The 25,879-nt window shown below is 70.4% G+C and carries 25 protein-coding genes, 1 tRNA gene and 1 pseudogene; 17 read left to right on the plus strand and 10 right to left on the minus strand.

Annotated features, from left to right (window positions below; genetic code table 11):
- Window positions 1-2 precede the first annotated feature (2 nt).
- Window positions 3-947 carry a serine hydrolase gene (locus tag ACZ7LT_RS15560; RefSeq protein WP_471236560.1) on the minus strand — a complete coding sequence of 315 codons (945 nt, stop codon included), beginning with the start codon at window positions 945-947 and terminating at the stop codon, window positions 3-5.
- A gap of 30 nt (window positions 948-977) precedes the next feature.
- Here ACZ7LT_RS15560 and ACZ7LT_RS15565 point away from each other — a divergent pair, with 30 nt between their 5' ends.
- Window positions 978-1,946 (plus strand): LysR family transcriptional regulator, encoded by a 969-nt coding sequence (locus ACZ7LT_RS15565; RefSeq protein ID WP_471236561.1) that lies wholly within the window; start codon window positions 978-980, stop codon window positions 1,944-1,946.
- Between the two features lie 173 nt (window positions 1,947-2,119).
- A complete protein-coding gene (locus ACZ7LT_RS15570; protein WP_471236562.1) occupies window positions 2,120-2,476 on the plus strand; it encodes a DUF6344 domain-containing protein in 357 nt (118 codons plus the stop codon).
- A 102-nt stretch (window positions 2,477-2,578) separates the two neighbouring features.
- Here ACZ7LT_RS15570 and ACZ7LT_RS15575 read toward each other — a convergent pair whose 3' ends face one another.
- A complete protein-coding gene (locus ACZ7LT_RS15575; protein WP_471236563.1) occupies window positions 2,579-3,292 on the minus strand; it encodes a DUF5324 family protein in 714 nt (237 codons plus the stop codon).
- Between the two features lie 172 nt (window positions 3,293-3,464).
- Here ACZ7LT_RS15575 and ACZ7LT_RS15580 point away from each other — a divergent pair, with 172 nt between their 5' ends.
- Together ACZ7LT_RS15580 and ACZ7LT_RS15585 are read left to right on the plus strand one after the other, a co-directional pair.
- Window positions 3,465-3,992 carry a peptidylprolyl isomerase gene (locus tag ACZ7LT_RS15580; protein WP_471236564.1) on the plus strand — a complete coding sequence of 176 codons (528 nt, stop codon included), beginning with the start codon at window positions 3,465-3,467 and terminating at the stop codon, window positions 3,990-3,992.
- Window positions 3,993-4,149: 157 nt separating this feature from the next.
- Complete coding sequence (locus ACZ7LT_RS15585) at window positions 4,150-5,049, plus strand: rhomboid family intramembrane serine protease (protein WP_471236565.1); 900 nt, start codon at window positions 4,150-4,152, stop codon at window positions 5,047-5,049.
- Between the two features lie 305 nt (window positions 5,050-5,354).
- Here ACZ7LT_RS15585 and crgA read toward each other — a convergent pair whose 3' ends face one another.
- Entirely contained in the window at window positions 5,355-5,612 is a 258-nt protein-coding gene (crgA, locus tag ACZ7LT_RS15590; protein ID WP_471236566.1) for a cell division protein CrgA, read from the minus strand.
- A 140-nt stretch (window positions 5,613-5,752) separates the two neighbouring features.
- Here crgA and ACZ7LT_RS15595 point away from each other — a divergent pair, with 140 nt between their 5' ends.
- The 6 genes from ACZ7LT_RS15595 (at window position 5,753) to ACZ7LT_RS15620 (ending at window position 9,976) form a co-directional block, all read left to right on the plus strand.
- Complete coding sequence (locus tag ACZ7LT_RS15595; RefSeq protein WP_471236567.1) at window positions 5,753-6,529, plus strand: DUF881 domain-containing protein; 777 nt, start codon at window positions 5,753-5,755, stop codon at window positions 6,527-6,529.
- Window positions 6,530-6,543: 14 nt separating this feature from the next.
- Window positions 6,544-7,224: a class E sortase gene (locus ACZ7LT_RS15600; protein WP_471236568.1), complete on the plus strand. Its 681-nt coding sequence runs from the start codon at window positions 6,544-6,546 to the stop codon at window positions 7,222-7,224.
- 72 nt (window positions 7,225-7,296) lie between these two features.
- Window positions 7,297-7,458, plus strand: coding sequence for a hypothetical protein (locus ACZ7LT_RS15605; RefSeq protein ID WP_471236569.1), 162 nt, complete (start codon window positions 7,297-7,299; stop codon window positions 7,456-7,458).
- Window positions 7,455-8,093, plus strand: a complete 639-nt coding sequence (locus tag ACZ7LT_RS15610) for an aminodeoxychorismate/anthranilate synthase component II (RefSeq protein ID WP_471236570.1) — start codon at window positions 7,455-7,457, stop codon at window positions 8,091-8,093. Before ACZ7LT_RS15605 ends, ACZ7LT_RS15610 begins: the two co-directional genes overlap by 4 nt.
- Window positions 8,090-9,244 carry a class E sortase gene (locus ACZ7LT_RS15615; protein WP_471236571.1) on the plus strand — a complete coding sequence of 385 codons (1,155 nt, stop codon included), beginning with the start codon at window positions 8,090-8,092 and terminating at the stop codon, window positions 9,242-9,244. The genes ACZ7LT_RS15610 and ACZ7LT_RS15615 overlap by 4 nt, the downstream gene beginning before the upstream one ends.
- 54 nt (window positions 9,245-9,298) lie before the next feature.
- A complete protein-coding gene (locus ACZ7LT_RS15620) occupies window positions 9,299-9,976 on the plus strand; it encodes a class E sortase (RefSeq protein ID WP_471236572.1) in 678 nt (225 codons plus the stop codon).
- Window positions 9,977-10,063: 87 nt separating this feature from the next.
- On the opposite strand, the gene pknB is transcribed toward ACZ7LT_RS15620, so the two are convergent.
- The 6 genes from pknB to ACZ7LT_RS15650 all read right to left on the minus strand — a co-directional run bounded on the left by pknB (window position 10,064) and on the right by ACZ7LT_RS15650 (window position 18,168).
- Entirely contained in the window at window positions 10,064-12,049 is a 1,986-nt protein-coding gene (gene pknB, locus ACZ7LT_RS15625; RefSeq protein WP_471236573.1) for a Stk1 family PASTA domain-containing Ser/Thr kinase, read from the minus strand.
- A gap of 158 nt (window positions 12,050-12,207) precedes the next feature.
- On the minus strand, window positions 12,208-13,674 hold the full coding sequence (locus ACZ7LT_RS15630; RefSeq protein ID WP_471236574.1) for a peptidoglycan D,D-transpeptidase FtsI family protein: 1,467 nt from the start codon (window positions 13,672-13,674) through the stop codon (window positions 12,208-12,210).
- On the minus strand, window positions 13,671-15,101 hold the full coding sequence (locus tag ACZ7LT_RS15635; RefSeq protein ID WP_471236575.1) for an FtsW/RodA/SpoVE family cell cycle protein: 1,431 nt from the start codon (window positions 15,099-15,101) through the stop codon (window positions 13,671-13,673). Before ACZ7LT_RS15635 ends, ACZ7LT_RS15630 begins: the two co-directional genes overlap by 4 nt.
- Window positions 15,102-15,128: 27 nt before the next feature.
- A complete protein-coding gene (locus ACZ7LT_RS15640; RefSeq protein ID WP_471236577.1) occupies window positions 15,129-16,616 on the minus strand; it encodes a Stp1/IreP family PP2C-type Ser/Thr phosphatase in 1,488 nt (495 codons plus the stop codon).
- Window positions 16,617-16,787: 171 nt separating this feature from the next.
- Window positions 16,788-17,309 (minus strand): FHA domain-containing protein FhaB/FipA, encoded by a 522-nt coding sequence (locus ACZ7LT_RS15645; RefSeq protein ID WP_471236579.1) that lies wholly within the window; start codon window positions 17,307-17,309, stop codon window positions 16,788-16,790.
- A 10-nt stretch (window positions 17,310-17,319) separates the two neighbouring features.
- Window positions 17,320-18,168 (minus strand): FhaA domain-containing protein, encoded by an 849-nt coding sequence (locus ACZ7LT_RS15650; protein WP_471236580.1) that lies wholly within the window; start codon window positions 18,166-18,168, stop codon window positions 17,320-17,322.
- 357 nt (window positions 18,169-18,525) lie between these two features.
- On the opposite strand from ACZ7LT_RS15650, the gene ACZ7LT_RS15655 reads away from it, so the two are divergent.
- The 7 genes and pseudogenes from ACZ7LT_RS15655 to ACZ7LT_RS15685 all read left to right on the plus strand — a co-directional run bounded on the left by ACZ7LT_RS15655 (window position 18,526) and on the right by ACZ7LT_RS15685 (window position 24,691).
- Window positions 18,526-18,612 (plus strand) — tRNA-Leu (locus ACZ7LT_RS15655).
- A 150-nt stretch (window positions 18,613-18,762) separates the two neighbouring features.
- Window positions 18,763-20,556 carry a sensor histidine kinase gene (locus ACZ7LT_RS15660; RefSeq protein WP_471236582.1) on the plus strand — a complete coding sequence of 598 codons (1,794 nt, stop codon included), beginning with the start codon at window positions 18,763-18,765 and terminating at the stop codon, window positions 20,554-20,556.
- A 74-nt stretch (window positions 20,557-20,630) separates the two neighbouring features.
- Entirely contained in the window at window positions 20,631-21,308 is a 678-nt protein-coding gene (locus ACZ7LT_RS15665) for a response regulator (RefSeq protein ID WP_471236583.1), read from the plus strand.
- A gap of 243 nt (window positions 21,309-21,551) precedes the next feature.
- A pseudogene (locus ACZ7LT_RS15670) lies at window positions 21,552-21,638 on the plus strand (winged helix-turn-helix transcriptional regulator); the annotation flags it as partial.
- A gap of 264 nt (window positions 21,639-21,902) precedes the next feature.
- Window positions 21,903-23,351: a DUF2252 domain-containing protein gene (locus ACZ7LT_RS15675; protein WP_471236976.1), complete on the plus strand. Its 1,449-nt coding sequence runs from the start codon at window positions 21,903-21,905 to the stop codon at window positions 23,349-23,351.
- A gap of 128 nt (window positions 23,352-23,479) precedes the next feature.
- Window positions 23,480-24,307, plus strand: a complete 828-nt coding sequence (locus tag ACZ7LT_RS15680) for a J domain-containing protein (RefSeq protein ID WP_471236584.1) — start codon at window positions 23,480-23,482, stop codon at window positions 24,305-24,307.
- Window positions 24,308-24,346: 39 nt separating this feature from the next.
- Window positions 24,347-24,691 (plus strand): rhodanese-like domain-containing protein, encoded by a 345-nt coding sequence (locus ACZ7LT_RS15685; RefSeq protein ID WP_471236585.1) that lies wholly within the window; start codon window positions 24,347-24,349, stop codon window positions 24,689-24,691.
- Window positions 24,692-24,743: 52 nt separating this feature from the next.
- Here ACZ7LT_RS15685 and ACZ7LT_RS15690 read toward each other — a convergent pair whose 3' ends face one another.
- Window positions 24,744-25,877, minus strand: coding sequence for an acyl-CoA dehydrogenase family protein (locus tag ACZ7LT_RS15690; protein WP_471236586.1), 1,134 nt, complete (start codon window positions 25,875-25,877; stop codon window positions 24,744-24,746).
- Between the last annotated feature and the right edge of the window lie 2 nt (window positions 25,878-25,879).

Below are 25,879 nucleotides of genomic sequence, written 5' to 3' on the forward strand. Positions count from 1 at the left end.
CGTCACAAGGGCGTGCCGTGCAGGAATTCCACGCCGATCCGGGCGGCGGAGCCGATCGCCGCGTCCACCGCCGGCCGCGCGACGTCCGGCTGCCGGGTGCGGGCGAAGACGGCCACGGCGTACTGCCGTCCATCAGTGCACCGCACCACCCCGGCCTCCATGTGGAGGCCGGGCAGGGTGCCGGTCTTGGCCGCGACATCCACCCCTTCGGGGAACCCCGACACCAGCCGGTGCCGGAAGATCTGTCGCCCCATCAGCTCCCGTACCTGCGCGCAGGCGGTCGGCGGACCGGCCTCGTCACGCCAGATCAGCCGCAGCAGACGCGCGATCTCGCGCGGTGTGGACGCATTGGTCCGGCGCGGATCCAGCACGCTCAGCCGCCGCTTGCGCTCGTCGGACAGCGCCGGATAGCGCACTGCGAACTCCGCCTCGTCCCGCGCCCCGACCTCGGCGAGCATCGCCTCCAGCACATCCCGCGGGCCGCCCACGATCCGCGTCCGGCGCAGCCCGAGCTCCTCGGCGAGCAGCCGTACGGTGTCCAGGCCGACCCGCGCGAGCAGCAGGTCCGCCGCGGAGTTGTCACTGACCGACATCGCGAAGAACGCCAGATCGCGCAGCGACAACTCGACGTCGTCGAGGCAGCCGGCCGTCCCCCAGCCGCCGAGCCGGTCGGCCGCCGTGACCCGGACCCGCTCCCGGGGGTCGATCTGGCCCGCCTCGACCTGCCGGGCAAACTCCAGCACCAGCAGCACCTTGAACACCGAGGCGATCACGACCGGTTCGTCCGCCCCGACCGCCACCTCCCCGACCGCCGCCTCATCGCGGACCATCTCCCCACGCGCCACTTCCCCGCCGTCGACGGGGAGCGCGCACAGCCGGCCCTCCGCGCCCGCCGCCGCGAAGACCTCCTCGATCCGCGCCTTCACCCCGGCCTCCACCACCGCCATCGCCCTCCCCCTCGCGTAAGGTCCCTCGTTGTGGATCTCTTGCGCCACCTGCGTATTTTCGTCGCCGTCGGCGAGGAACTGCACTTCAGCCGGGCCGCCGAACGTCTCCGCATGGCGCAGCCGCCGCTCAGCCAGGCGGTACGGAGACTGGAGAAGGATCTCGGCGTCGAGCTGTTCGACCGGTCGAGGCGGCAGATACGCCTGACCTCCGCCGGAGCCGTCCTGCTGGAGGAGGCCCGGGAGCTGCTCGGCCGTGAGGAGCGGCTACGCGCCCTCGCCCGCCGCGCGGCAGCCGGTGACCTGGGCACACTCCGGGCCGGCGTGCCGCCCGACACCTCCGCCCCCGTCCTCGCGGCGCTGCTCGCCGCCTGCGCGGAGCACTGCCCGGGCCTCGGGGTCGACCTTCAGGAGGTCACCACCGACGAGCAGATACGGCTTCTGCTGTCGGGCGGACTCGACGTCGGCCTCGTCCACCAGCCGGTGGACGCCACCGAGCTGCGGCTCGGTCCGGAGGTCCGGGTGGAGCTGGGGGTGGTCCTGCCCCGTACGTCCCCGCTGGCCCGGCTGCCCGAGGTCGCGCTCGGCGAGCTGTCGGGCCACGATCTGGTGCTCTTCCCGCGCGCCCACGCGCCGGGCTGGTACGACCACGTCCTGGACGTCTGCCGCGGCGAAGGGTTCGTACCGGGCCGCATCCGGCACGCCTCGAACCCCGAGTTCCTGCTGGCGCTGGTGACGGCGGGCCACGCGGTCGCCTTCGACCAGGGCCCGGTCGCCCGCAAGGAACCGCGGGTCGCCTGGCGGCCGCTCGCCGCGCGCCCACTGGCCCAGCGGATCACCGCGGCGTGGCCGGCCGCCGGAACCCCGCACCCGGCCGCCCGCCGCTTCGCCGAGCTCGCCGCCACCGTCCTCACGGGCGACCGCACCGCCGTCCCGCGCCGGGACACCGGGCCCCGTCCGGCGGACGGCCCGCCCCGCCCCTGGTCGGTCGTCTACGGCTGAGGGCTGCGCCGTACGGGTGGTGTTCATCCGAAGATCTGCGCGCGCACGGCGTCGCTCCCCGGAATCCCCGGAGGCATACACATCATGAGAAAGGTATGTAGATCGCGCAACCCGAACTAAGCCAAATAAACCGGACTCAATCGAAGTCCGGACTCAATCGGAAGCGAGGAGCCATGGCCGCCGTCAAGGTCAAGCAGTTCTGGACCGCCTTCGTCTCTCTTCTCGTCGCCCTGTTCGCCTCCGTCGGCCTGACGGGCAACACCGCCGCCCCGGCGCAGCGGACGCCCGTACGCCGACCTGAGGGCCCCACCGCCCCCGCCGCCCCCGTACGGTCGAAGCGCGCCGCCGCTCCCGTACCCGCCCAGGCGGTGTACCGGGCGCCGACGCCCCGCGACCGGTCCCTGCCGCCCACGATCAAGCAGCGCATCAGCGCTGAGGCGCACGGCTCCTCGCCCTCGGTCCGTCACCTGCCCGCCGGGCCGGCCGAGACCGACCCGGCCCTGGACGACCTGGCGCTCGCCGCGGTCTGAGCCGCGTCTGAACCGGTCCCACTCGGCCCACCTCGGCCGAGGAAGCCTCCCTCAGCCGCCGTCAGCCGCAGTCAGCCGCGGAAGCCTCCCTCAGCCGCACACTCACCGTCGGTCGTCGGGCTTCGAGGCATCGGTCCCCGACCCTGACCCGGACTCGGATTCGGCCTGCTTCGCCTCCACCTCGGGGTCGAGCGTGGTCCGGTCGGTACGGTCCGTGCCGTCGACGGACGACAGGGTGTCCCGCTCGGAGAGTTCGGTAGGCGCGGGCGGCTCGACCAGCCAGTCGGGGTTGGCCTGCTTGTCCCACCACTTCCAGGCGGCGAAGGCGCCGCCGGCGAGGACGCCGAGGACCGCGAGACCCTTGGCGATACGCCCGGCCCTGGCCCGGCGTTCATGCTTCCTGACGAGTTTGTGAATCTCCTTCGCCGTGATCTGACCGCGCAGCGCGGCCACTGCCGCGGCGGAACGCGCTCCGGCCTCCGCCATCACCGGCTGAGCCGTGGCGACCGCGTGCTCGACACGCGGAACGGTGAAATCGGCCGCCTGACGGGCGGTCCTGCGGGTCCGGACCGCCGCACGGTGCGCGGCCTTGTCGATCCGCTCCGGAACATGCGGTGCCACACGCGCGCCGTACTGCACCTTGGCCTGATGAGCGGCCAGGGAGACCTTCGGCCCCAGCCGCACGCGCGCCTCATGCGCGTAGTGCGAAGCCTGGTCCTTGGCCGTCTCGGCGTAGGGCGCCACCACGTCCGCGGCATGACGCACGCTGTCCTTGGCCGTGGCGGTCGCGGCGCGCACGCTGTCCTTGCGGGTCACGGGATCCTCCTCCTCGGTGGTGGTGTCGGTATTTCGCCTTTCCACCCATTTCGAAATCATGCCTCGTGACGTCGGGTCCGGCATGCGGGGCGGGCATCCGGGGCAATCGTGCGAGGATCTGTGGACGTCGAAGACGTCAGGACGACCGATCAGACTCACCGGAAGGCGCACCGTGGCCGAGCAGCTTTACGCCACCCTCAAGACGAACCGGGGCGACATCGAGATCCGGCTTCTGCCGAACCACGCTCCGAAGACCGTCAAGAACTTCGTCGAGCTGGCCCGCGGCGAGCGCGAGTGGACCAACCCGGAGACCGGTGAGAAGACCACGGCCCGCCTCTACGACGGAACCGTCTTCCACCGCGTGATCGAAGGGTTCATGATCCAGGGTGGTGACCCGCTGGGCAACGGCACAGGCGGCCCCGGCTACAAGTTCGCCGACGAGTTCCACCCCGAGCTCGCCTTCGACAAGCCGTACCTGCTGGCCATGGCCAACGCCGGCCCGGGCACCAACGGCTCGCAGTTCTTCATCACGGTCGGGGCCACCACCTGGCTGAACCGCAAGCACACGATCTTCGGCGAGGTCAGCACCGCGGCCGGCAGGAAGGTCGTGGACGAGATCGCCGCCGTCGACACCAACCCGAGCACCAACCGCCCGGTCCAGGACGTCGTCATCGAGTCGGTCGAGATCGAGAGCCGCTGACCGCCCAACAGGCCGAGAGCCGCTGACAGCCCGGGCGATTCTCGACCGGGAACCTTTTCGCCCCGCCCGTCCGTAAGGAAGAGCGGGGCGGTGTGCTGGCCGGAGGCCAGAAGGCCGACGTCCGGAACGCCGGACCGCAGGAAAGAAGGGGAGCTCGATGGAGCAGGCGCCGGGCAGTCCGCAGGAGCCGCAGGGCGGCGCGCACTCGCTGCCGAGCTGCTACCGCCACCCGGGGGTGGAGACCGGCATCCGCTGCACCCGCTGCGAGAAGCCGATCTGCCCCGACTGCATGGTTTCCGCCTCGGTCGGCTTCCAGTGCCCCGACTGCGTCCGCGGCGGATCCGGTACGGGCCATGCCCGTACGGCCAACCAGCCGCGCACGATCGCCGGCGGCACCGTCGCCGCAGACCCCCGCTTCGTCACCAAGATCCTCATCGGCATCAATCTCGCCGTGTTCCTGACGGTGCTCGCCGCCGGTGAGGTCTTCGTCTCCGAGACCGAGCTGATCGGCTACGCCTTCAGCCCCGTCCTCGGGGAGGTCGTCGGCGTCGCCGACGGCGAGTGGTACCGGCTGCTGACCTCGACGGTGCTCCACCAGGAGATCATGCACTTCGTCTTCAACATGCTGGGCCTGTGGGTCATCGGCGGCATGGTCGAGCCCGAGCTCGGCCGCGCCCGTTACGCGGCCCTGTGCCTGCTCTCCGGCCTGTCGGGCAGCGCCCTCGTCTATCTGATCGCCGCGCCGAACCAGCCCTCGCTCGGCGCCTCGGGCGTCGTCTTCGGCCTGATCGGCGCCTTCGCCGTGCTCGCCCGCCGCCGCGCGCACGACATGCGGCCGGTGCTGCTCTTCATCGCGCTCGCCCTGCTGCTGACCTTCACCCGCCCCGGGATCTCCTGGGAGGCGCACATCGGCGGCCTCGTCGGCGGCGCGCTGGTGGCCGCCGCCCTGGTGCACGCCCCGCGTGAGCGGCGCCGGCTGGTGCAGTACACGGCCTGTGGGCTGATCCTGCTGGCGAACGTGGTGATGGTGCTCCTGAGGACCTCCGCGCTCAGCTGAGCGCAAGCTTTCCCCAAAGTTGTCCACAGCGTGTGTCGGATCTTGTGCACTGCGCGGGGAACGACTGCGCCCCTCGCCCCTGAGCTGGGTTTTCCCAGGAGGGGCAAGGGGCGAAGCGATTCACCCAAGAGGCCGCCGCAGTCACACCGGCGTCAACGCCATGTGAGTTATCCACAGATCGTCTGACCTTTTCCCCAGTGTGGACAACGCTGTGGATAACCTCAGGGCAAGGCTTGACGGGCAGCCCGCCGGACCGCTACTGCGGGCAGCTCGCCGCAGCCGCTACGCCCACCGTGGAGGCGCCGTCACTTCCACTGCGTGGAGACACCGAAGCCACCGGCGATGAAGCCGAAGCCGACCACGATGTTCCAGTTCCGCAGGGACTTGATCGGCAGCGTGCCGTCGGTGAGATAGAAGACCACGATCCAGGCAAGCCCGATCAGGAACAACGCCAGCATCACCGGAGCCACCCAGCTGCGAGAGGTGAGCTTGATGTTGGTCACCTGCTTCGCGGCAGGCGGCGGCGTGAAGTCGGCCTTCTTGCGGATACGTGACTTCGGCACGAGGGACTCTCCTGTCGATGCGCTGCGTGACCGCGCAGATAAATGTGGCTGGCGCCGGGGCGGGAGCAAGGGGGACCTCTGCCTCCCCCGGGCGTCCGTTAGCGTAGTGCTTCCGCGGCACCGAGTAGGAGAAGGGTACGTTGAGCAATTCTGCCGACACCCCCCAAGGGCCGGTCCGGCGTCCATTCTGGAGGCCCGTCCGGCTGCTCACCGCTGCCGTCTTCGCCCTCGCCGGTCTGATCTTCGTCACCAGCTTCAACACCGCCAAGGGCACCAACATCCGCACGGACGCCTCCCTGCTGCGCCTCTCCGACCTCATCCAGGAGCGCAGCCACAAGAACGCCGAGCTGGACAAGTCCACCGCCGCGGTCCGCGCCGAGGTCGACCGCGCCGCCGAGGCCGCCCGCCGCCAGGACGGCTCCACCAAGGCGGAGGACCGCAAGCTCAGCGCCCTGGAGCAGGCCGCCGGCACCACCAAGGTCGCCGGCTCCGGCCTCACCGTCACCCTCAACGACGCCCCGCCCGGCGCCCAGGCCGCCCCCGGCTACCCCGAACCGCAGGCCAACGACCTCGTCATCCACCAGCAGGACCTGCAAGCCGTCGTCAACGCCCTGTGGAAGGGCGGCGCCACCGGCATCCAGGTCATGGACCAGCGGCTCATCTCCACCAGCGCCGTCCGCTGCGTCGGCAACACCCTGATCCTCCAGGGCCGCGTCTACTCCCCGCCCTACAAGATCACCGCGGTTGGTGACACCCGCACGCTCAACAAGGCCCTCACCGCCTCTCCCGCGATCCAGAACTACCAGCTCTACGTGAAGGCCTACGGCCTCGGCTGGAAAGTCGACGAGCACGAGGCGGTGACTCTTCCTGGCTACTCGGGCACAGTGGATCTCCACTACGCGAAGCTGGTGAGTTAGCGCGGGAGGCCCCGGTGCGACTGGTCGTGAAGGCCTTCAGCGAGGCATGCATCACCACCGGCACCCTGATCCTCCTCTTCGTCGTCTACGTCCTGCACTGGACCAGCGTCCAGGCCGGCGCCGCCACCGACGGACAGCTCGACACCCTCCAGCGCCAGTGGGCCGGCCAGGACGTCCCCGCCGCCCAGGAGCCCGCGGCGGGACCCCCGCCCCCCAAGCCGTACGAGGACGGCAAGGGCCTCGCCGTCATGTACGTGCCCCGCTTCGGCAAGGACTGGGAATGGCCCGTCCTGGAAGGCACCCTCGCCGCCACCCTGAAGAAGGGGCTCGGCCACTACACCCCCACCGCCCGCCTCGGCGAGCGGGGCAACTTCGCGGTCGCCGGCCACCGCCGCACCCACGGCGACCCCTTCAAGGACGTCCCCCGGCTCCGCCCCGGCGACGCCATCGTCCTGACCGACGGCACGACCTGGTTCACGTACCGCGTCGACAAGAAGCCCTACAAGACCGTCCCCACCGACATCGGCGTCGTCGACCCCGTCCCCCGCGCCTCCGGCTACGCCGGACCCGGCCGCTATCTCACCCTCACCACCTGCGAGCCCGAATGGGGCAGCAGCCACCGGCTGATCGTCTGGGCCCATCTCGACGCGACCAGGCCCGTGACGGCCGGAAGACCCGAAGCTTTGGACAGCTGACCCACGAGACCCTCTCGCCCCTTAGTCTGGTGCGGTACCGAAGGGACACCACAGGAAGGACCAGCGGACGTCATGTACGGCTGGATCTGGCGGCATCTGCCGGGCAACGCGTGGGTGAAGGCACTCATCTCACTCGTGCTCGCCCTCGCGGTTGTCTACGTGCTGTTCCAGTATGTGTTCCCCTGGGCGGAGCCCCTGCTTCCGTTCAACGATGTGACGGTGGACGGCCAGTGAGCGCGCGGATTCTCGTCGTCGACAACTACGACAGCTTCGTCTTCAACCTCGTTCAGTACCTCTACCAGCTCGGCGCCGAGTGCGAGGTGCTGCGCAACGACGAGGTGGCCCTCGAACACGCCCAGGACGGCTTCGACGGGGTCCTCCTCTCACCCGGCCCCGGCGCGCCCGAACAGGCCGGAGTCTGCATCGACATGGTCCGGCACTGCGCCTCCACCGGTGTGCCGGTCTTCGGCGTCTGCCTGGGCATGCAGTCCATGGCGGTGGCGTACGGCGGCGTCGTCGACCGCGCCCCCGAGCTGCTGCACGGCAAGACCTCCCCGGTCACCCACGAGGGCAAGGGCGTCTTCGCCGGGCTCCCCTCGCCGTTCACCGCGACCCGCTACCACTCCCTGGCGGCCGAGCCGGCCGACCTGCCGGCCGAGCTTGAGGTCACGGCCCGCACCGAGGACGGCATCATCATGGGGCTGCGCCACCGTGAACTGGCCGTCGAGGGCGTGCAGTTCCACCCCGAGTCCGTGCTCACCGAACACGGCCATCTGATGCTCGCCAACTGGCTGGAGCAGTGCGGCGACCGGGGGGCGGTCGAGCGGTCGGCCGGGCTCGCGCCGGTGGTGGGCAAGGCCGTCGCGTGACGACGGGGTCGCCATGGTTCCGGGCGACGAATCCGCCGCGGGAGCCCCAGCCGCCGGACCCCGGACCGTACGGGCAGGAACCCTACGGTCAGGAGCCGTACGGGCAGGAGCAGTACGAGCCCGTACAGCCCGTGCCGCAGCTGTACGAACAGCCGGCCCCGCAGCCGTACGCGCCCGCGCCCCAGGCCTACGACCCGATACCGGATCAGTACGGGCAGGACCCCTACGGCCAGGGGATGTACACCCCCGAACCGGACCCCTGTACGAGCACGGAACCAGCCGCCGAGCCTGAGCCCAATCCCGAGCCTGATCCGGCGCCCGTGGCCACGCCTGTGCCGGATCGCGGGCCGGGGCGGGCCGAGCGGCGCAGGGCCGCCAAGGCGCGCGGCCGCAGGGGCGCCGCCGCCCCGCCACCGCCCGATCCGGCGCCGGGAAGACCGCTGACCCGGGTGGAGGCCCGTCGGGCGGCCCGGGCGGCCAAGGAAAGCCTCGGCGTGATCGCCAGCCGGTTCGTCGGGGAGCTGTTCATCACCTTCGGCGTGGTGATGCTGCTGTTCGTCACGTACCAGCTGTGGTGGACCAATGTGCAGGCCGGTCTCGAGGTCGACAAGGCGAAGAACCGCATCACCGACGACTGGGCCAAGGGCCGCAAGCCGGGCGCGTTCGAGCCGGGCCAGGGCTTCGCCCTCATGCACATCCCCAAGCTGGACGTCGTCGTGCCGATCGCCGAAGGCATCAGCAAGTCCCAGGTCCTGGACCGCGGCATGGTCGGCCACTACGCGGAGGGCGCCCTCAAGACCGCCATGCCCTCCGACAAACAGGGCAACTTCGCGGTGGCGGGCCACCGCAACACCCACGGCGAGCCCTTCCGCTACATCAACCAGCTCTCTCCGGGCGACCCGATCGTGGTCGAGACCCAGGACGCGTACTACACCTACGCGATGGCGAGCATCCTCCCGCAGACCTCACCGTCGAACGTCGCGGTGATCGGCCCGGTCCCACCGGGCTCAGGATTCACCAAGCCCGGCCGGTACATCACCCTCACCACCTGCACCCCCGAGTTCACCAGTACGTACCGAATGATCGTGTGGGGCAAGATGGTCGAGGAACGGCCGCGCAGCAAGGGGAAACCGGACGCGCTCGTAGGCTGACACCCCAGAACCCCTGGGCAGAACCCCTGGGCCTGAAACGACGGGACAGAAGCAGTGGCACGTGCGCGCGACCGGATCGCCGGCATCATCAGCGTCTTCGGCGAACTGTTGATCACCGCGGGTGTGGTGCTCGGCCTCTTCGTCGTCTACTCGCTGTGGTGGACCAACGTCCTCGCCGACAGAGCGGCCGACAAGGAGATCAGCCAGGTCCGCGACCGCTGGGCCGGCGGCCCGGGCGCCCTCGACACCAAGGACGGCATCGGCTTCCTGCACGTACCGGCCATGGGCGACGGCGAGGTCCTGGTCAAGCGGGGCACCGACCCCAAGACCCTGAACAACGGTGTCGCCGGCTACTACACGGACCCGGTGGCCTCCGCCCTCCCGTCGGCGAAGCGGGGCAACTTCACGCTGGCGGCGCACCGCGACGGGCACGGCGCGAAGTTCCACAACATCCACAAGCTGAAGAACGGCGACTCGATCGTCTTCGAGACGAAGGACGTCTGGTACGTCTACAAGGTCTACAAGACGCTGCCGGAGACCTCGAAGTACAACGTGAAGGTCCTCGACCCGATACCGAAGGAATCGGGGAAGACCAAGCCGGGCCGCTACATCACCCTGACGACGTGCACGCCGATCTACACCTCGGACTACCGCTACATCGTCTGGGGCGAGCTGGAACGCACGGAAACGGTCGACCGCGACCGCACCCCGCCCGCCGAGCTCAAGCTCTGACCGGGCCATAAGCACACGAAGAAAGGGCCCCGGCATCCGTCGAACGGATGCCGGGGCCCTTTCTTTCGTATCCGGGGGATCCGGGGGCTAATCCCCGCCGCGTCCGAGGCCCTGGCCGAAGATCGTGCCGCCGTCCCCGTCCCCGTCCCCGCTCTCCGCGGTGAGCAGGGCCACCGAGTCGCCGGTGTTGACCGTCGAACCAGGGGCCGGGTTGCTGGTCACGACCGTCGCACCGGGCTTGTCCACCGAGCCCGGGGCCAGGGTGACCACGAGACCCATGTCCTCCAGGGCCTTCTTCACGTCCCGGTACTTCTTCCCGGCGATGTCCGCCGGGATCTGCACCTGCTGCTGCGTCGGGCCCTTGGAGACCTTCAGCGTCACCTGCGTGCCCTCGGCGGCCTTGGAGTCACCGGCCGGGTCTTGCTCCAGGACCTCGCCCTTCGGCTTGTCCGAGTCCACGTCGACCCTCGCGACCTGGAACTTCAACGTCTCCAGCTGTTGCTTGGCCGAGTCGAAGTTCGAGCCCACGACCGGCGGGACCGTCTTCAGGGCCTTCTTGGCGACCGTGATCGTCACCGGGGAATTCTTCTCGGCCTGGGAGCCGCCCGTGGGCTCCTGGCGCAGGACCGTGCCCTGCTCCTCGTCCGACTCCTCCTGCTTGACCTCGACCTTGAAGCCCTTCGCCTCCAGCAGCTGCTTGGCGTTCTCCTCGGACTTCTCCGTGACGTCCGGGACCTCGATCGTCGGCGCACCCTCCGAGACGATCACCTGGATCGTCTCGCCGGTGGCCATCTTCGCGCCGTTGTCCGCCGCCGGGGTCTGCTTGCAGATGCTGCCCTTGGGCTGGTCACAGCGCTCCGACCCGGACTGGGCGACCTTCACCCCGGCATTGCCGACAAGCTCCTCGGCCTGCTTCAGCGTCTTGCCGACCAGCTGCGGCACGGCCACCTGATCCGCGCCGTCCTTGCCGTCGAACAGCGAGCGGCCGATCAGGACCGCACCGACGAGCACCAGGATGCCCGCGAGCACCAGCAGGATCGTCGACATGCTCGACTTCTTCTGGCGCCGCCGGGCCGGGCGGTCGTCATAGCCGTAGCCGTCGTCCGGGTTCATCGGCGGCATCATCGACGTCTGCCCGGCCGGGTCGGCCTGCCGCAGCGCCGTGGTGGGCTGGTCCTCCGGCGGGTAGCCGCCGTAGCCGACCGTGCCCATCGCCGCCGTCGCCGCGACCGGCTGACCGTCGAGGCACGCCTCGATGTCGGCCCGCATCTCGTCGGCGGACTGGTAGCGGTAGTCGGGGTCCTTGACCAGCGCCTTCAGCACGATCGCGTCCATCTCGGGCGTGATCTCGGGGTCGAAGTTGCTGGGCGGCTGCGGCTCCTCCCGTACGTGCTGGTACGCCACCGCGACCGGGGAGTCACCCACGAACGGCGGGCGGACCGTCAGCAACTCGTACAGCAGACAGCCGGTGGAGTACAGGTCGGAGCGGGCGTCGACCTGCTCGCCCTTGGCCTGCTCAGGGGAGAGGTACTGCGCCGTGCCGATGACAGCCGCCGTCTGCGTCATGGTCATGCCGGAGTCGCCCATCGCACGGGCGATACCGAAGTCCATGACCTTGACCTGGCCCGTACGCGTCAGCATCACGTTCGCCGGCTTGATGTCACGGTGCACGATGCCGGCGCGGTGCGAGTACTCCAGCGCCTGCAGGATGCCGACCGTCATCTCCAGCGTGCGCTCCGGCAGCAGCTTGCGCCCGGAGTGCAGCAGCTCCCGCAGCGTCGAGCCGTCGACGTACTCCATCACGATGTACGGGATGGAGATGTTGTCGACGTAGTCCTCGCCGGTGTCGTAGACGGCGACGATCGCCGGGTGGTTGAGCGAGGCGGCCGACTGGGCCTCTCGGCGGAACCGGGCCTGGAAGGACGGGTCACGGGCGAGGTCGGCCCGCAGCGTCTTCACGGCGACGGTGCGGCCGAGCCGGGTGTCGTGGGCGAGGTACACCTCGGCCATGCCACCGCGGCCGAGCACCGAGCCCAGCTCGTACCGGCCGCCGAGGCGACGCGGCTCTTCCATAGCTAATCCAGCCCTCTCCGTCTGTCCCGACCGCACCCGTGTGTGTGATCCGGCGGTGTGCTGTTCGCGCATACGCTACCGGCCACAGGCAGCCGCTTCGTCCGCGACCGGCACCTGATACCACACCGGTACACGACCGCGCCCGTAACGGCCCGCCGTCACTCCTTGCCGTCGAGAACCGCCTCCATCACGTCCTTGGCGATCGGCGCGGCCAGCCCACCACCGCTGATGTCGTCACGGGCGGTGCCCTGCGAGTCCTCGACGATCACGGCGACGGCGACCGGCGAGCCGCTGTCCGTCTTGGCGTATGAGATGAACCACGCGTACGGGCGCTTCTTGTTGCCGACACCGTGCTGCGCCGTACCGGTCTTGCCGCCGACCTTGACGCCGGGGCGGTTGACATCGGCCTTGCCGCCGGTGCCGTCGCTGACGACGTTCTCCATCATCTGCTGCACCAGCTGCGCGTTCTTCTGCGACATCGGGCGGCTCATCTCCTCGGGCTCGGTCGTCTTGAGCACGTCGAGGTTGGGAGCCTCCAGCTTGTCGATCATGTACGGCTTCATCAGCTTGCCGTCGTTCGCGACCGCCGCGGCCACCATCGCCATCTGCAGCGGCGTCGTCGCGGTGTTGAACTGGCCGATCGCGGACTGCGCGTTGCCACCGCGGTCCATCTTCTTGTCGTAGACGGAGGCCACCGCGCGGATCGGCACGAACTGCTCGGCGTTGAAACCGAACTTCTCGGCCGTCTCCACCATCTTCTCGCGGCCGACCTCGTCACCGAGCTTGGCGAAGACGGAGTTGCAGGAGACCTTCAGCGCGTCGTTCAGGCTGGCGTTCTTGCAGCCCTGGGCGTGGTTCTTCATCGGCACCCGCGACAGCGGGATGTTGTACGGCTCGGGGGTGTCGGTCGACGCGTTGATGTCGGTGACCTTGCCGTGCTCCAGCGCCGCGGCCGCCGTCACCACCTTGAAGACGGAGCCGGGCGGGTAGATCTCGCGCAGCGCGCGGTTCAGCTTCGGCTTGTCCGGGTCCTTCTCCAGCGCCACCCAGGCCTTCTCGTCCTTGGCGGAGTAGCCGGCGAAGGAGGACGGGTCGTACGACGGCGTGGACGCCAGCGCGAGGATCCGGCCCGTCTTCGGGTCGATCGCGGCGACCGCGCCCTTCTTGTCGCCGAGGCCCTTGAAGGCGGCCTTCTGGGCGGCGCCGTTCAGGGTGGTGACGACATTGCCGCCGGTCTTCTTCTCCCCGGTGAACATCGCCAGCGTGCGGTCGAAGAAGAGCCGGTCGTCGTTGCCGGTGAGGATGCCGTCCTCGATCTTCTCGATCTGGCTGGCGTCGTAGGCCTGCGAGGCGTAACCCGTCACCGGCGCCCACATCGGACCGTCGGTGTAGGTGCGCTTGAAGCGGTAGTACGGGTCCTTGGAGTCGACGGAGCCGGTGATCGGCTTGCCGTCGACGATGATGTTGCCGCGCTCGTTGGCGTACCGCTCGATCGTGACCCGGCGGTTCTTCTGGTGCGAGTTGAGCTCGTCGGCCCGGACGTACTGGAGCCAGTTGTCCCGCAGCAGCAGCGCGAGGACCAGCAGGCCGCAGAAGATCGCGACCCGGCGCAGGGGCTTGTTCACGGTCGGACCACCTGGGTCATCTCGGCGTCGGGGGACGGGGCGGGCGCCGGCGCGGGGCGGCGGGCGGTGTCACTGATACGGATCAGGATGGCGATCAGCGCCCAGTTCGCGATCACGGAGGAACCGCCGTACGCCAGGAACGGCATCGTCATACCGGTCAGCGGGATGAGACCCATCACACCGCCGGCGACGACGAAGATCTGCAGCGCGAAGGCGCCGGACAGACCCATCGCGAGCAGCTTGCCGAACGGGTCGCGGGCCGCCAGGGACGTACGGATACCGCGCTCGATGATCAGGCCGTACAGCAGCAGGAACGCCATCACACCGGTCAGACCGAGCTCCTCGCCGACCGTGGCGAAGATGAAGTCGGAGTTGGCGGCGAAGCCGATCAGGTCGGAATTGCCCTGGCCCAGGCCGGTGCCGAGGACACCGCCGGAGCCGAACGACATCAGCACCTGCGTCATCTGGTCACACGCGGCGGCCATGTTGGATCCCTCGGGGGCCGTCTTCAGGCACTCGAAGGGGTCGAGCCACGCGGCGACACGGGACTGGACGTGGGTGGCGAACGAGCCGACGACGACCGCGCCGCCCACCGCCATCAGCAGACCCATGACGATCCAGCTGGTCCGCTCCGTCGCCACGTACAGCATGATCACGAACATGCCGAAGAACAGCAGCGACGTACCGAGGTCGTTCTCGAAGACCAGAATGAGCAGGCTGACCGCCCAGATCGTGAGGATCGGGCCCAGGTCACGGCCACGCGGCAGATAAAGCCCCATGAAACGGCGGCTGGCCAGCGCGAGGGCGTCACGTTTCACCATCAGATAGCCGGAGAAGAAGACCGCGATCACGATCTTCGCGAACTCTCCCGGCTGGATCGAGAACGGGCCGATCCGGATCCAGATCTTGGCGCCGAACACATCCGCACCCAGACCCGGCACCAGCGGCAGCAGCAGCAGGACGATCGACACCATCATGGAGATGTACGTGAAGCGCTGCAGCACACGATGGTCCTTCAGGAACATCAGCACCAGCAGGAACAGCGCCACACCGATCGCCGAATACATCAGCTGGTTCGGCGCGTCCGGACTGAACGTCTTGTACCGCGCGATGATGCGCGGCGACTGGTCCAGCCGCCAGATCAACACCAGCCCCAAGCCGTTGAGCAGCGTCGCCAGCGGCAGCAGCAGCGGATCCGCGTACTTCGCGAACTTGCGCACCACCAGATGCGCCACGCCCGCCAGCAGACCCAGACCCAGCCCGTAACCGAGCATGCCCGGCGGGACCTTGCCGTCGATGGCCAGGCCCACGTTCAGGTACGCGAACACCGGGATGACGACCGCGAACCCGAGCAGCAGCAACTCCGTGTTGCGGCGGCTCGGCAGCTCGATCGCGCCGATGGTGGTCGTATTGGTGACAACGCTCATGGTGGTGAAAGGCCCCCCTACGGGTCCTTACTGCTTGCCGCAGTTCGAGGCCAGCTTCTGCTCCTCCTCCGAGAGGGTGGGGCCCGGAGAGGGAGTGGCTGCGGTGGGCTTGGGGTCGGTCGGCTTCGTTCCGTTCGCCGGGGCGGCATCGCCGTCCGTCGGCGGCGGCGGGGTCGCCTTGTCGGCGGCCGCCCGGCGCTGCTCGTCCTTCTTGCAGGCCGTCGCCTGCGTGGCCAGCTCATCGATCTTGGCCTGCGCCCTGCCGAGGCTGCCGCCCGTGATCGTGTCCTCGACCTGCTTCTTCTGGTAGGGCGGCAGGTACTTGAGTTCGATCTCGGGATGATCCTTCTCGACCTTCGAGAGCGAGACCCACGCCAGATCCTGGCTGATGCCCCGGTACAGCGCGACATGATCGTCATTCGCGCCGACGTAGTACTGCGTCTGCGTCCAGCGGTAGCCGCCGTACAGACCACCACCGACCACAGCCAGCGCCAGCACCGTGTAGAAGGACCGCTTCAGCCACTTACGGCCGGTACGCGGCTTCACGAAGTCGTCATCCGCGTACGCGCCGAACGCGCCCTGCGGCGGCATCCCGCCATAGCCGACGTCGTCCCCGCTGCCGGGCGGACCGAACCCGCCCGCCGGCGGCTGCGGCGCCTGCCGACCCAGACCGGACGCCCGGCCCGCCGGAGTCTGCATCGCCCCGCCGTCGTTCAGCTGCGCCTGGTTCTCGGCGACCGCGCCCACGATGACCGGAGTGTCGCTCAGCTGCCCGGCGAGAGTGTCACCGCCGTCGACATCCAGCACATCGGCGACGATCACCGTGATGTTGTCCGGGCCGCCACCGCGCAACGCCAGCTGGATCAGATCCTGGACGGTCTCCTGCGGGCCCTGGTAGCTGGCCAGGGTGTCCTCCATCGTCTGATGGGACACCACCCCCGACAGACCGTCGGAACAGATCAAGTACCGGTCGCCGGCACGGACCTCACGGATCGACAGATCCGGCTCGACATGATCACCACTGCCCAGCGCGCGCATCAGCAGCGACCGCTGCGGATGCGTGGTGGCCTCCTCCTCGGTGATCCGGCCCTCGTCGACCAGCCGCTGCACCCACGTGTGGTCCTGCGTGATCTGCGTCAGGACACCGTCCCGCAGCAGATACGCCCGCGAGTCACCGACATGCACCAGACCGAGCCGCTGCCCCGTCCACAGGAGCGCCGTGAGCGTCGTGCCCATGCCCTCCAGCTGACGGTCCTCCTCGACCATCATCCGCAGCTGGTCGTTGGCGCGCTGCACCGCCGTACCCAGCGACGTGAGGATGTCCGAGCCGGGCACGTCGTCGTCCAGCGTGACCAGCGTCGAGATCACCTCGGACGAGGCGACCTCACCGGCGGCCTGGCCGCCCATGCCGTCGGCGATGGCAAGCAGGCGCGGACCCGCGTACCCGGAGTCCTCATTGCCCTCACGGATCATGCCCTTGTGCGAACCGGCGGCGAAGCGCAGGGACAGACTCATGCGCACCTCACCAGTCGGGTCCGGGTACAACCGGTCTCGAGCCACACTGCCCACCCTCCGGTCGGGAGCCCGCTCAGGCCCGTCGCCGGCGCCCGCAGGCCCGCCGCCAGGGCCGGTCGGTCCGCTGTGGGGACCGCCGCGGCTCGCTCGCTCCGCTCGCTCATTGTCGTACTACTTCCGCAGCTCGATGACGGTCTTGCCGATGCGGATCGGCGCGCCCAGCGGAATCGGGGTCGGGGTGGTGAGCCGGGTCCGGTCGAGATACGTGCCGTTGGTGGACCCGAGATCCTCGACGATCCACTGGCCGTCACGGTCCGGGTAGATCCTGGCATGCCGGCTGGAGGCGTAGTCGTCGTCCAGCACGATCGTGGAGTCGTGCGCCCGGCCCAGGGTGATGGTCTGCCCCTGCAGCGCCACCGTCGTACCCGTGAGGGTCCCCTCCGACACGACCAGCTTGGTCGGCGCACCCCGGCGCTGCCGCCCACCGCCCTGCTGCCCCCGCTGCTGCGGAGGCGCGGCGGGCGCCGCCTGGCGCGCGTTCTGCTGCGGCCGCGTGTCCTGGCGGCGCGAACCGCGCTGCGTGACACGTGTGCCGAACAGGTCGCTGCGAATGACCTGTACGGCCACAATCACGAACAGCCACAGAACGGCCAGGAAACCCAACCGCATGACCGTCAGGGTCAGCTCTGACATTGCCCCCGCTTCACCCTTCGGCTTGCCGGTAAACGATGGTGGTGCTGCCCACGACGATCCGCGAGCCGTCGCGGAGCGTAGCGCGGGTGGTGTGCTGCCCGTCCACCACGATGCCGTTGGTGGACCCGAGATCCTGGATCGTCGAGGGCGTTCCGGTCCGGATCTCACAGTGCCGGCGCGAGACGCCGGGGTCGTCGATCCGCACATCGGCGTCGGTGCTGCGACCCAGCACCAGCGTCGGGCGGGAGATCTGGTGGCGTGTGCCATTGATCTCGATCCAGCGACGCACCTGCCCGCCGGGCACCGCACCGGGACGGCCGGCGCCGGGCGCCTGGCCGGGACGGTGCGCGCCGGGCGGCGGCGCGGAAGGCATCGGCGGAGCAGCGGCAGGCGGGTAGCCATAGCCACCGGGACGGCCCGGCTGCGGGCCGTGCGGCGCCGCGGGACCGGCCGGAGCGCGGTCGGGAGCCTGCGGCTGTGACGTACTCGACGCGAGCGTACGGCTGCGCACCCGGTACAGACCGGTGTCGAGATCGTCGGCCTTCTCCAGATGGACCTTGATCGGGCCCATGAAGGTGTAGCGCTGCTGCTTCGCGTAGTCGCGGACCAGGCCCGACAGCTCGTCGCCGAGCTGGCCCGAGTACGGGCTGAGGCGCTCGTAGTCCGGAGCGCTCAGCTCCACGATGAAGTCGTTGGGGACAACGGTCCGCTCACGGTTCCAGATCGTCGCGTTGTTGTCGCACTCACGCTGGAGGGCGCCCGCGATCTCGACCGGCTGGACCTCGGACTTGAAGACCTTGGCGAAGGTGCCGTTGACCAGACCTTCGAGACGCTGCTCGAAACGCTTCATGACTCCCATGGGGCACCTCCTCCGTCGTTGCCGTCCTGGTACTGCTTACTGATCGTATCCACGCGTCGGGAAATCGGCTGGTTCCCCTTCTCTGCCCTGTGGACGAGTGTCACCTCTCACACGGATCGTAGAGGCGGCCTCCTCACAGTGTCCCGCACCCGGGGTCAGGTCTGGAGGAGCGGGGGCGTCGGCTCTCCTCCGTTCCTCCCCTCTCCTCCCCGTACCTCTGACTCTCCTCTGTTCTGCTGCACCCCGGGAGGGGCCCCGAAACAACGGATGTGAATCCACCCTCGGCAGCGTGCTAATCTTCTGATGTCGCCAGGCGAACGCAGCGAAAAGATGCGGAAACCACACGACACACCCAATGCGCGGGTGGCGGAATAGGCAGACGCGCTGGATTCAGGTTCCAGTGCCCGAAAGGGCGTGGGGGTTCAACTCCCCCCTCGCGCACCAGACGGAAGCCCCGTAGGTCATCGACCTACGGGGCTTCCGCGTTGTGTCGGGCCGAAGTGCCGGTGTGGCTTCGAGGTCGCGACCTTCGTCGCACCCGGACGAGACGAAAGAGGACCGCGGCCGGGGCGACGGGCTGCCTAGGGTGCGGGCGTGGACGTGTCATCGAAGATCAGGGCCGGATGGCAGTGGCTCGCGACGCCCGAGCTGTGGTCGCGGCGGCAGACCGCGGGGGAGGCGGTACTCGCCGTCCTCGTCGGGCTGCTCGCAGCCGGCATCGAGGACATCAGCGGCGGCGAGGGATGGCGCCCGGCAGGCGTCGCGCTGGCCGCCGCCGTGCTCTCGCTGCTGCGGCGCAGACTACCCGCGACCGTACTGGTGATCACCGGGGCGCTCACGCCGCCCCTGGGCGGCTTCTTGATGCTGCTGATCGTCGTCGGCTGGTCGTCCGGGCGGTTCATCGCGGGCGCCGGACGGGCGCTCGGCGCGTTCACCGCCTCGTTCGCCCTCTTCCTCAGCGTGAGCCTCGTCCACTCCTGGGACCGCAACCAAGCCCTGACCCTCGCCTTCCTCAACGCCCTGTACTTCCTGGCGACGACCGTCGTCCCCGGCCTGGCGAGCCGCTACTGGACCCAGCGCCGCACCCTCCTGCACACCCTCCAGGAACGCAACGCCCAACTGCTGCGCGAACGCGCGATGGTGGAGGGGCAGGTCCGGCTGCGTGAACGGCAGCGGATCGCCCAGGACATGCACGACAGCCTCGGCCACCAACTTGCCCTCATCTCCGTGCACACCGGCGCCCTGGAGGTGGACCCCGAACTGACCGAGCGCCAGCGCACCGCGGTCGGGGTGCTCCGCAACGCCTCGGTGACCGCCATGCACGAACTGCGCGAGGTCGTCGGCATCCTCCGGGACGGCGTCGAGGCACCCGACCCGGCCGGCGCCGGCGCCGCCGACGAGGCCGCCAGAGCCGCCCGCGGCATCGCCGGCATAGACGGCCTCGCCCACGCGGCCAGGGTTGCCGGGCACGGGGTGGAGCTGCGGCGCAGCGGTGAACCACGGCCGCTCGCGGCCGCCGCCGACCACGCCGCGTACAGGATCGCCCAGGAGGCGCTGACCAACGCCTACAAGCACGCTCCCGGGGCGCGGATCAGCGTCGAGCTGCGGTACGAACCGGACTCCTTCGTCGTCGAGGTCGTCAACGCGGCCCCCTCGGCAAGCCCTGGAGACGTCGTCAGCGGCGGCCAGGGCCTGACCGGGCTGCACGAACGGGCCCGGCTCGTCGGCGGCATGGTCCACGCCGGGCCGGTGCCGGGCGGCGGCTTCCGGGTCGCCGGTGTCCTGCCGTACGGGGTCGTGGAGGCCGCGTCCCGGGCCGAGGCCGCGCCTTTGGTCGATGCGGCCGACGACTTCCGGCAGCAGTCACGGACCCGCCCCCTCCGCGACCGTGGTCGGGCCAAGGGCGGCGGCCCCGGCACGGGCGGTCCCGTCATGGACTGGAGCCCGGGCGCGGGCGGTCCTGGCTTGGACTGGACGATCACGGAGCGGGAGTTGGCGATGGCGATTCGCGGGGGCAGGACCAGGGGCGAGGGCGTGGCGATCGGATGCGGGATCGCGGTCGCCGCGCTGGTGCTGCTGATGGTGGCCGGCGGGTTCGGCCTCTACTTCCTGATGGGGTCGATGAACAAGGGCATGATCGATCCTGCGGAGTACGAGGCGATATCGGTCGGCATGGCCGAGAGTGAGGCACGCGACCGGCTGCCCAGCGGGGACACCGTCTGGACGACCGGGCTGAGCGGCAAGGGGCCCGAGGAGCCTGAGGGGTCGCAGTGCCTGGTGCTGATGTCCTCGGCCACCACGGACACCTTGGAGACGGAGCCGGTTTTCCGGTTCTGCTTCAAGGACGGCAAGCTGATCGAGAAGAAGTCGTACGACGTCAGGCGTTGAGGTCGGGAGCAGCGGCGGCCGGGGGGCCGCCGCTGCCCCGGGCCCGCCGTTACCGGTAGGTGTTGGGGGTAGGTGTGGCAGGGCCGCGCATCAGAGTCGTGATCGCCGACGACGAGCCCCTGATCAGGGCCGGGATCCGGATGATCCTCACCTCGGATCCGCAGATCGAGGTGGTCGCGGAGGCCGCGAACGGCCGGGAGGCCGTCGACCAGGCCCGCGCGCACGCGGCGGACGTGGTGCTGCTCGACATCCAGATGCCGGTCCTCGACGGGCTGTCTGCCCTGCCGGAGCTGCGCAGGGCGGTCCCGGACGCCCGGGTGATCGTGCTGACCACCTTCGGTGAGCGGGAGAACGTGCTGCGGGCGCTGGAGCACGGCGGAGCCGGGTTCCTGCTGAAGGACACGGCGCCGGCCGAGCTGATCGGCGCGGTCCGGGCCACGGCCGCGGGCGACGCGTATCTCTCGCCCGCCGCGACCCGCCACGTGGTCGAGCAGCTGGCCTCCGGCCGGGCCGCGGCCCGCAGCGAGGAGGCCCGGTCCCGGGTGGCGGGACTCAGCGAGCGCGAACGGGACGTGCTGGCCGTGCTGGGTGAAGGGCTGTCGAACGCGGACGCCGGGAAGCGGCTTCACATGAGCGAGGCGACGGTGAAGACGTATGTGAGCCGGATCCTCGCGAAACTGGGCTGCGAGAACCGGGTCCAGGCCGCTCTGCTGGCGCGGGACGCCGGGGTGGTACGGGACGGAGGCCTGTAGGGCGAACGTACCGGGGCCCGTGCGGGGCGGCGTGCGGCCCGGGGTGCGGGTGTCGGGGTTCGGGTGGGGGCGGGGCGGGGCCGGCGAACGCCTGTCCGGTCGTCCGGTCGTCCGGCTGTCCGGTCTCAGGCGGCGAGGCGGGCGGCCAGGGCCTTGCCCTTGTCGGAGGCCTCGGTGAGCGCCTTGGCACGGGAGGCGTCCGCGAGCGGGATCAAGTCGGCCATCTCCGGCATCAGCGAGCGCATGCTCTCCGACCGGCTGACCGAACCCGGTGCGCCCGGGCTCGTGCTGCGCGAGGTCGACGAGGGCCCGCCACTGCGGGTCTCGTACCGGCTGACCGAGGCCGGCGCCGCGATGGAACCCGCACCCAAGGAACTGGCCGCCTGGGCAGGCCTACCTCGGCGAAAACGGACGCTGCTAGCCCGCCCACCACCACGTGCAGACCCCGGTCAACCGGGAAAGTGGCCGAGTTTTCCACAAGGCGCGAGCGGATTTTCCGCCCGGATCTTCCCGTTGTCCACAGGGGCAGACGGGCTCGGTCCCCCGGCTGTACCGTCAGGGCAGTTGATGTTGATCGAGGTCACGGGGGGTCCCATGGGCGAGGCACTGGCAGCGGTACCGGCACAGCGGGCAGGCACCGAGCGCACCCCGACAGTGGCCGGATTCGCCCGGCGCACCGCGCCAGGAACGTCCAACTCCCCCAAGCAACGCGGCAAGGCCCTCCGGGACCAGATCGCCCGCACCTCACACGCCGAGCTCGTCCTGCCCGCCGGCCGACCGGACGCCGTCCGGGCCGTCGAGGAATCCAGCCGGGACCGCGTCCCCGAACTCGCCCCGATCAGGGTCGGCCGGATGGCCGCCACCCCCTTCGCATTCCTGCGCGGCTCCGCCGGACTCATGGCCCACGACCTCACCGGGTCCCCCGTCACCGGCATAGGCGCCCAGATATGCGGCGACGCCCACGCGGCCAACTTCGGCCTCTACGGAGACGCGCGCGGCCGGCTCGTCATCGACCTCAACGACTTCGACGAAACCGTCTTCGGACCCTGGGAATGGGACCTCAAGCGGCTCGCCACCTCCCTCGTCCTGGCCGGCCGGGAGGCGGGCGCCGACGAGGACACCTGCCGGGCCGCCGCCTTCGACGTGGCAGGCGCCTACCGGCGCACGATGCGGCTGCTCGCCAGGCTGCCCGTACTCGACGCCTGGAACGCCATCGCCGACGAGGAACTCGTCTCCCACACCGACGCCCGCGACCTGCTCGGCACCCTCGAGCGGGTCTCGCAGAAGGCCCGGCAGAACACCAGCGCCCGGTTCGCCGCCAGATCCACCGAAGCCGTCACCGGCCCCGACGGCGCCACCGGCCGGCGCTTCGTCGACGCCCCGCCCGTACTGCGAGGCGTACCGGACGCCGAAGCCGCCGCGGTCGCCGCGTCCCTCGGCGAATACCTGACGACCCTGCCGGAAGACCGGCTGCCCCTGCTCGCCCGCTACGCGATCCACGACGTCGCCTTCCGTGTCGTCGGCACCGGAAGCGTGGGCACCAGGTCATACGTGGTGCTTCTCCTCGACCACCGCGGAGAACCGCTGGTCCTCCAGGTGAAAGAGGCCCGCCCCACCGCCCTGCTGCCCCACCTCCCGGCCGCCGGATTCCCGATACCCGACCCCGGGCACGAGGGGCGGCGCGTGGTCCACGGCCAGAAGCGCATGCAGGTCGTCAGCGACATCCTGCTCGGCTGGACGACCGTGCAGGGCAGACCCTTCCAGGTCCGTCAGTTCCGCAACCGCAAGGGCAGCGTGGATCCCGCCGCCCTCGCCGCGGACCAGGTCGACGACTACGGCCGCATGACCGGCGCCCTGCTGGCCCGCGCACACGCCCACAGCGCCGACCCGCGCCTCATCGCCGGCTACTGCGGCAAGAACGACGAGCTCGACGAGGCGATAGCCACCTTCGCCGTCGCCTACGCCGACCGCACCGAGTCCGACCACGCGCACCTCGTCACAGCGGTCAGGACGGGACGCATCGCTGCGGAACTGGGCGTCTGACGCCGAACACGGGGGGCGGGGCTGAGGGGCTGAGGGGCAGGGGGAGAGGGGGACGAAAACGGGGGGAGGGGGAGGGAGGGGGGCGGGGGCGGGCCCCGGTCCCCCGGGCAGGCCCGTACGCTGGTTCGGTGACGACCCGGAGCGATGACGTGAACGAACCCGTGATCGACAGCGGCCAGGCGGATGAGCGGCCCGAGGCCCGCCTGGAGAAGGCTGTGCGCGTGGCCGAGCAGGCCCTGATCGAGTTCGAGATCGCGGTGGAGACCTTCCGGGTCGAGGTGGAGAACTTCTCCCGGCTGCACCACCAGAAACTCGGCCCGATGTACACCCGCCTCGACGAGCTGGACGCGCTGATCGCGGAGGCCCGGGCGGCCCGCACCGGCGACCCGGACGACCTGCGCAAGGCGCAGGAGGCGCGGGCGATGGTGATGCCGATGCCCGGCGTGGACGAGCTGTTCCACGAGTGGATGGACTCCGACGGGCTGTCGCCTGAGGCTGCGGCGATGCTTACGGACCAGCCGGTCCGGCCGCCGAAGCGGGTACGGCCCGGCGAGGAGGCGCGCAAGCTCTACCGCGACCTGGTCCGCAAGGCGCATCCGGACCTGGCCAGGGACGAGAAGGAGCAGGCCCGGCGCGAGGAGTTCCTGACGCGGGTGAACGCCGCCTACGGGCGCGGCGACGCCGAGCTGCTGCGGGAGCTGACCGAGGAGTGGGCGGCCGGGCCGGTGCCGGCGGCGCGGCTCAGCGAGAGCGAGGAGCTGTACGCCCGGCTGGAGTGGCTGGCGCAGCGCAAGGAGCTGCTGTCGGTGGTCGCCCGTGAGCTGGAGGAGAGCGCCATCGGCGCGATGCTGCGGATGGCGCCGGACGACCCGGACCGGCTGCTCGACGAGATCGCCGAGCAGCTTCTCGCCCAGGTCTCCGAGCGGGAGGCCGAGCTGGCGGGGCTGGTGCAGTAGTTTTTCTGGGTTCGTAACGACGGAAGAAGGCCTGATCCCATGAATTTCGCGTCCCTGCCCTCCGTGGACGCCGCGTCGGTGCCGGCCGACGGTCTGGTGCTGGACGTCCGGGAGGACGACGAGTGGGCGGCCGGTCATGTCGAGGGCGCGCTGCATGTGCCGATGAGCGACTTCGTGGCGCGCTTCGGTGAGGTGACCGAGGCCGTCGCGGACGGGCGCCGGGCGCATGTGATGTGCCGGGTGGGCGGCCGTTCGGCGCAGGTCACGCAGTATCTGGTGCAGCAGGGCATCGACGCCGTGAACATCGACGGCGGCATGCTGGCCTGGGAGGGCGCCGGGCGCCCGATGGTCGCCGAGGGCGGCAGCAAGGCCTACGTCCTGTAGACGGCGGACAGGCCTGCGTCCTGTTGGACGGCAGCCAGGCCTGCGTCCTGGCTCAGCCGAGGGGGTGGGCGGCCAGCAGGTCGCCCAAGGCCTCCTCGTGGGCGGCCGCCGGGCCGAGGGAGAGTTCCAGCTGCTTGGCCCAGGCGTGGTAGCGGTGCAGGACGTAGTCGGTGTCCGCGCCGAAGCCGCCGTGCAGATGCTGCGCGGTCTGGACGACACGGCGAACGCCTTCGGATGCCCAGATCTTGGCCACGGCGATGTCGCCGGCTGCGGGCAGGGCGCCGGGGGCATTCGTGCTGATGCGCCAGGCGGCCTGCCAGAGGGTGGCTTCCATGGCGCGTAGGTCGATGTAGCGGTCCGCGGCCTGGACGGCGACGGCCTGGAAGGTCGCGATGGGGTGGCCGAACTGTTCGCGGGTGCCGGTGTACCGGCTTGTCATGGCGAGGACCGCTTCGCCGAGGCCGAGCGCCAGCGCGCAGGTGCCGGTGGCGAGCAGTCCGCGGAGCCACTCCCAGGCGCCTGCCGTGTCGATCACGTCGTGGCCGTGGAGGCGGACCGAGTCGAGGCGGGCCTCGGCGAGCAGTTCGCCGCTGGTGGAGAACTGGTCGGCGAGGGTGAGCCCGGGCGCGGCGCGGGGGACGAGGGCGAGGACGGTGCGGCCGTCGGCGGTGTGGGCGGGCACGGCGAGGAGGTCGGCGCTGTGGGCCCAGGGGATGCCGGTCTGGACGCCGTCGAGGACCCAGTCGTGGCCGTCCTGGCGGGCGGTGACGGCGAGCTCGGCGGGGTCGTGGCCGGTGCGGCCGTTCGCGGCGGCGGTGAGGACGAGGTCGCCGCGGGCGGCGGGGCCGAGGACGGTGTCCTTGAGCGTGGCGCTGCCGTGGCGCTCGACGGTCATGGCGACGGCGCTGTGCTCCAGGAGCGGTACGCGGGCCAGGGTTTTGGCGGATTCGCGCAGGACGAGACAGAGCGCGATGGGGTCGAGTCCGGCGCCGCCGTGGGCGGGGCTGATGACCAGGCCGAGCAGGTCGGCTGCGGCGAGCCGGGTCCACAGCGGCCGGTCGTGCTCCTCGGCGACCGCGCCCGGGGTGAGCGCGGGGCTCGGTACGGAGTCGGGCGCGACGCCCGAGAAGACCGCCTTCGCCGCCTCGACGGCCGCCTGCTGCTCCTCGGTGAAGGTGAAGTCCACAG

The organism is Streptomyces sp. NPDC039465 (genome assembly GCF_055639315.1).

Bases quoted from the DNA above. Each gene is read 5' to 3' on its own strand.
- ACZ7LT_RS15570 (WP_471236562.1), top strand. From the start codon at position 2,120: ATGGCCGCCGTCAAGGTCAAGCAGTTCTGGACCGCCTTCGTCTCTCTT.
- ACZ7LT_RS15685 (WP_471236585.1), top strand. From the start codon at position 24,347: ATGAATTTCGCGTCCCTGCCCTCCGTGGACGCCGCGTCGGTGCCGGCC.
- ACZ7LT_RS15645 (WP_471236579.1), bottom strand. From the start codon at position 17,309: ATGTCAGAGCTGACCCTGACGGTCATGCGGTTGGGTTTCCTGGCCGTT.
- ACZ7LT_RS15605 (WP_471236569.1), top strand. From the start codon at position 7,297: ATGTACGGCTGGATCTGGCGGCATCTGCCGGGCAACGCGTGGGTGAAG.
- ACZ7LT_RS15585 (WP_471236565.1), top strand. From the start codon at position 4,150: ATGGAGCAGGCGCCGGGCAGTCCGCAGGAGCCGCAGGGCGGCGCGCAC.
- ACZ7LT_RS15635 (WP_471236575.1), bottom strand. From the start codon at position 15,101: ATGAGCGTTGTCACCAATACGACCACCATCGGCGCGATCGAGCTGCCG.
- ACZ7LT_RS15650 (WP_471236580.1), bottom strand. From the start codon at position 18,168: ATGGGAGTCATGAAGCGTTTCGAGCAGCGTCTCGAAGGTCTGGTCAAC.
- ACZ7LT_RS15560 (WP_471236560.1), bottom strand. From the start codon at position 947: ATGGCGGTGGTGGAGGCCGGGGTGAAGGCGCGGATCGAGGAGGTCTTC.
- ACZ7LT_RS15640 (WP_471236577.1), bottom strand. From the start codon at position 16,616: ATGAGTCTGTCCCTGCGCTTCGCCGCCGGTTCGCACAAGGGCATGATC.
- pknB (WP_471236573.1), bottom strand. From the start codon at position 12,049: ATGGAAGAGCCGCGTCGCCTCGGCGGCCGGTACGAGCTGGGCTCGGTG.
- ACZ7LT_RS15675 (WP_471236976.1), top strand. From the start codon at position 21,903: ATGGGCGAGGCACTGGCAGCGGTACCGGCACAGCGGGCAGGCACCGAG.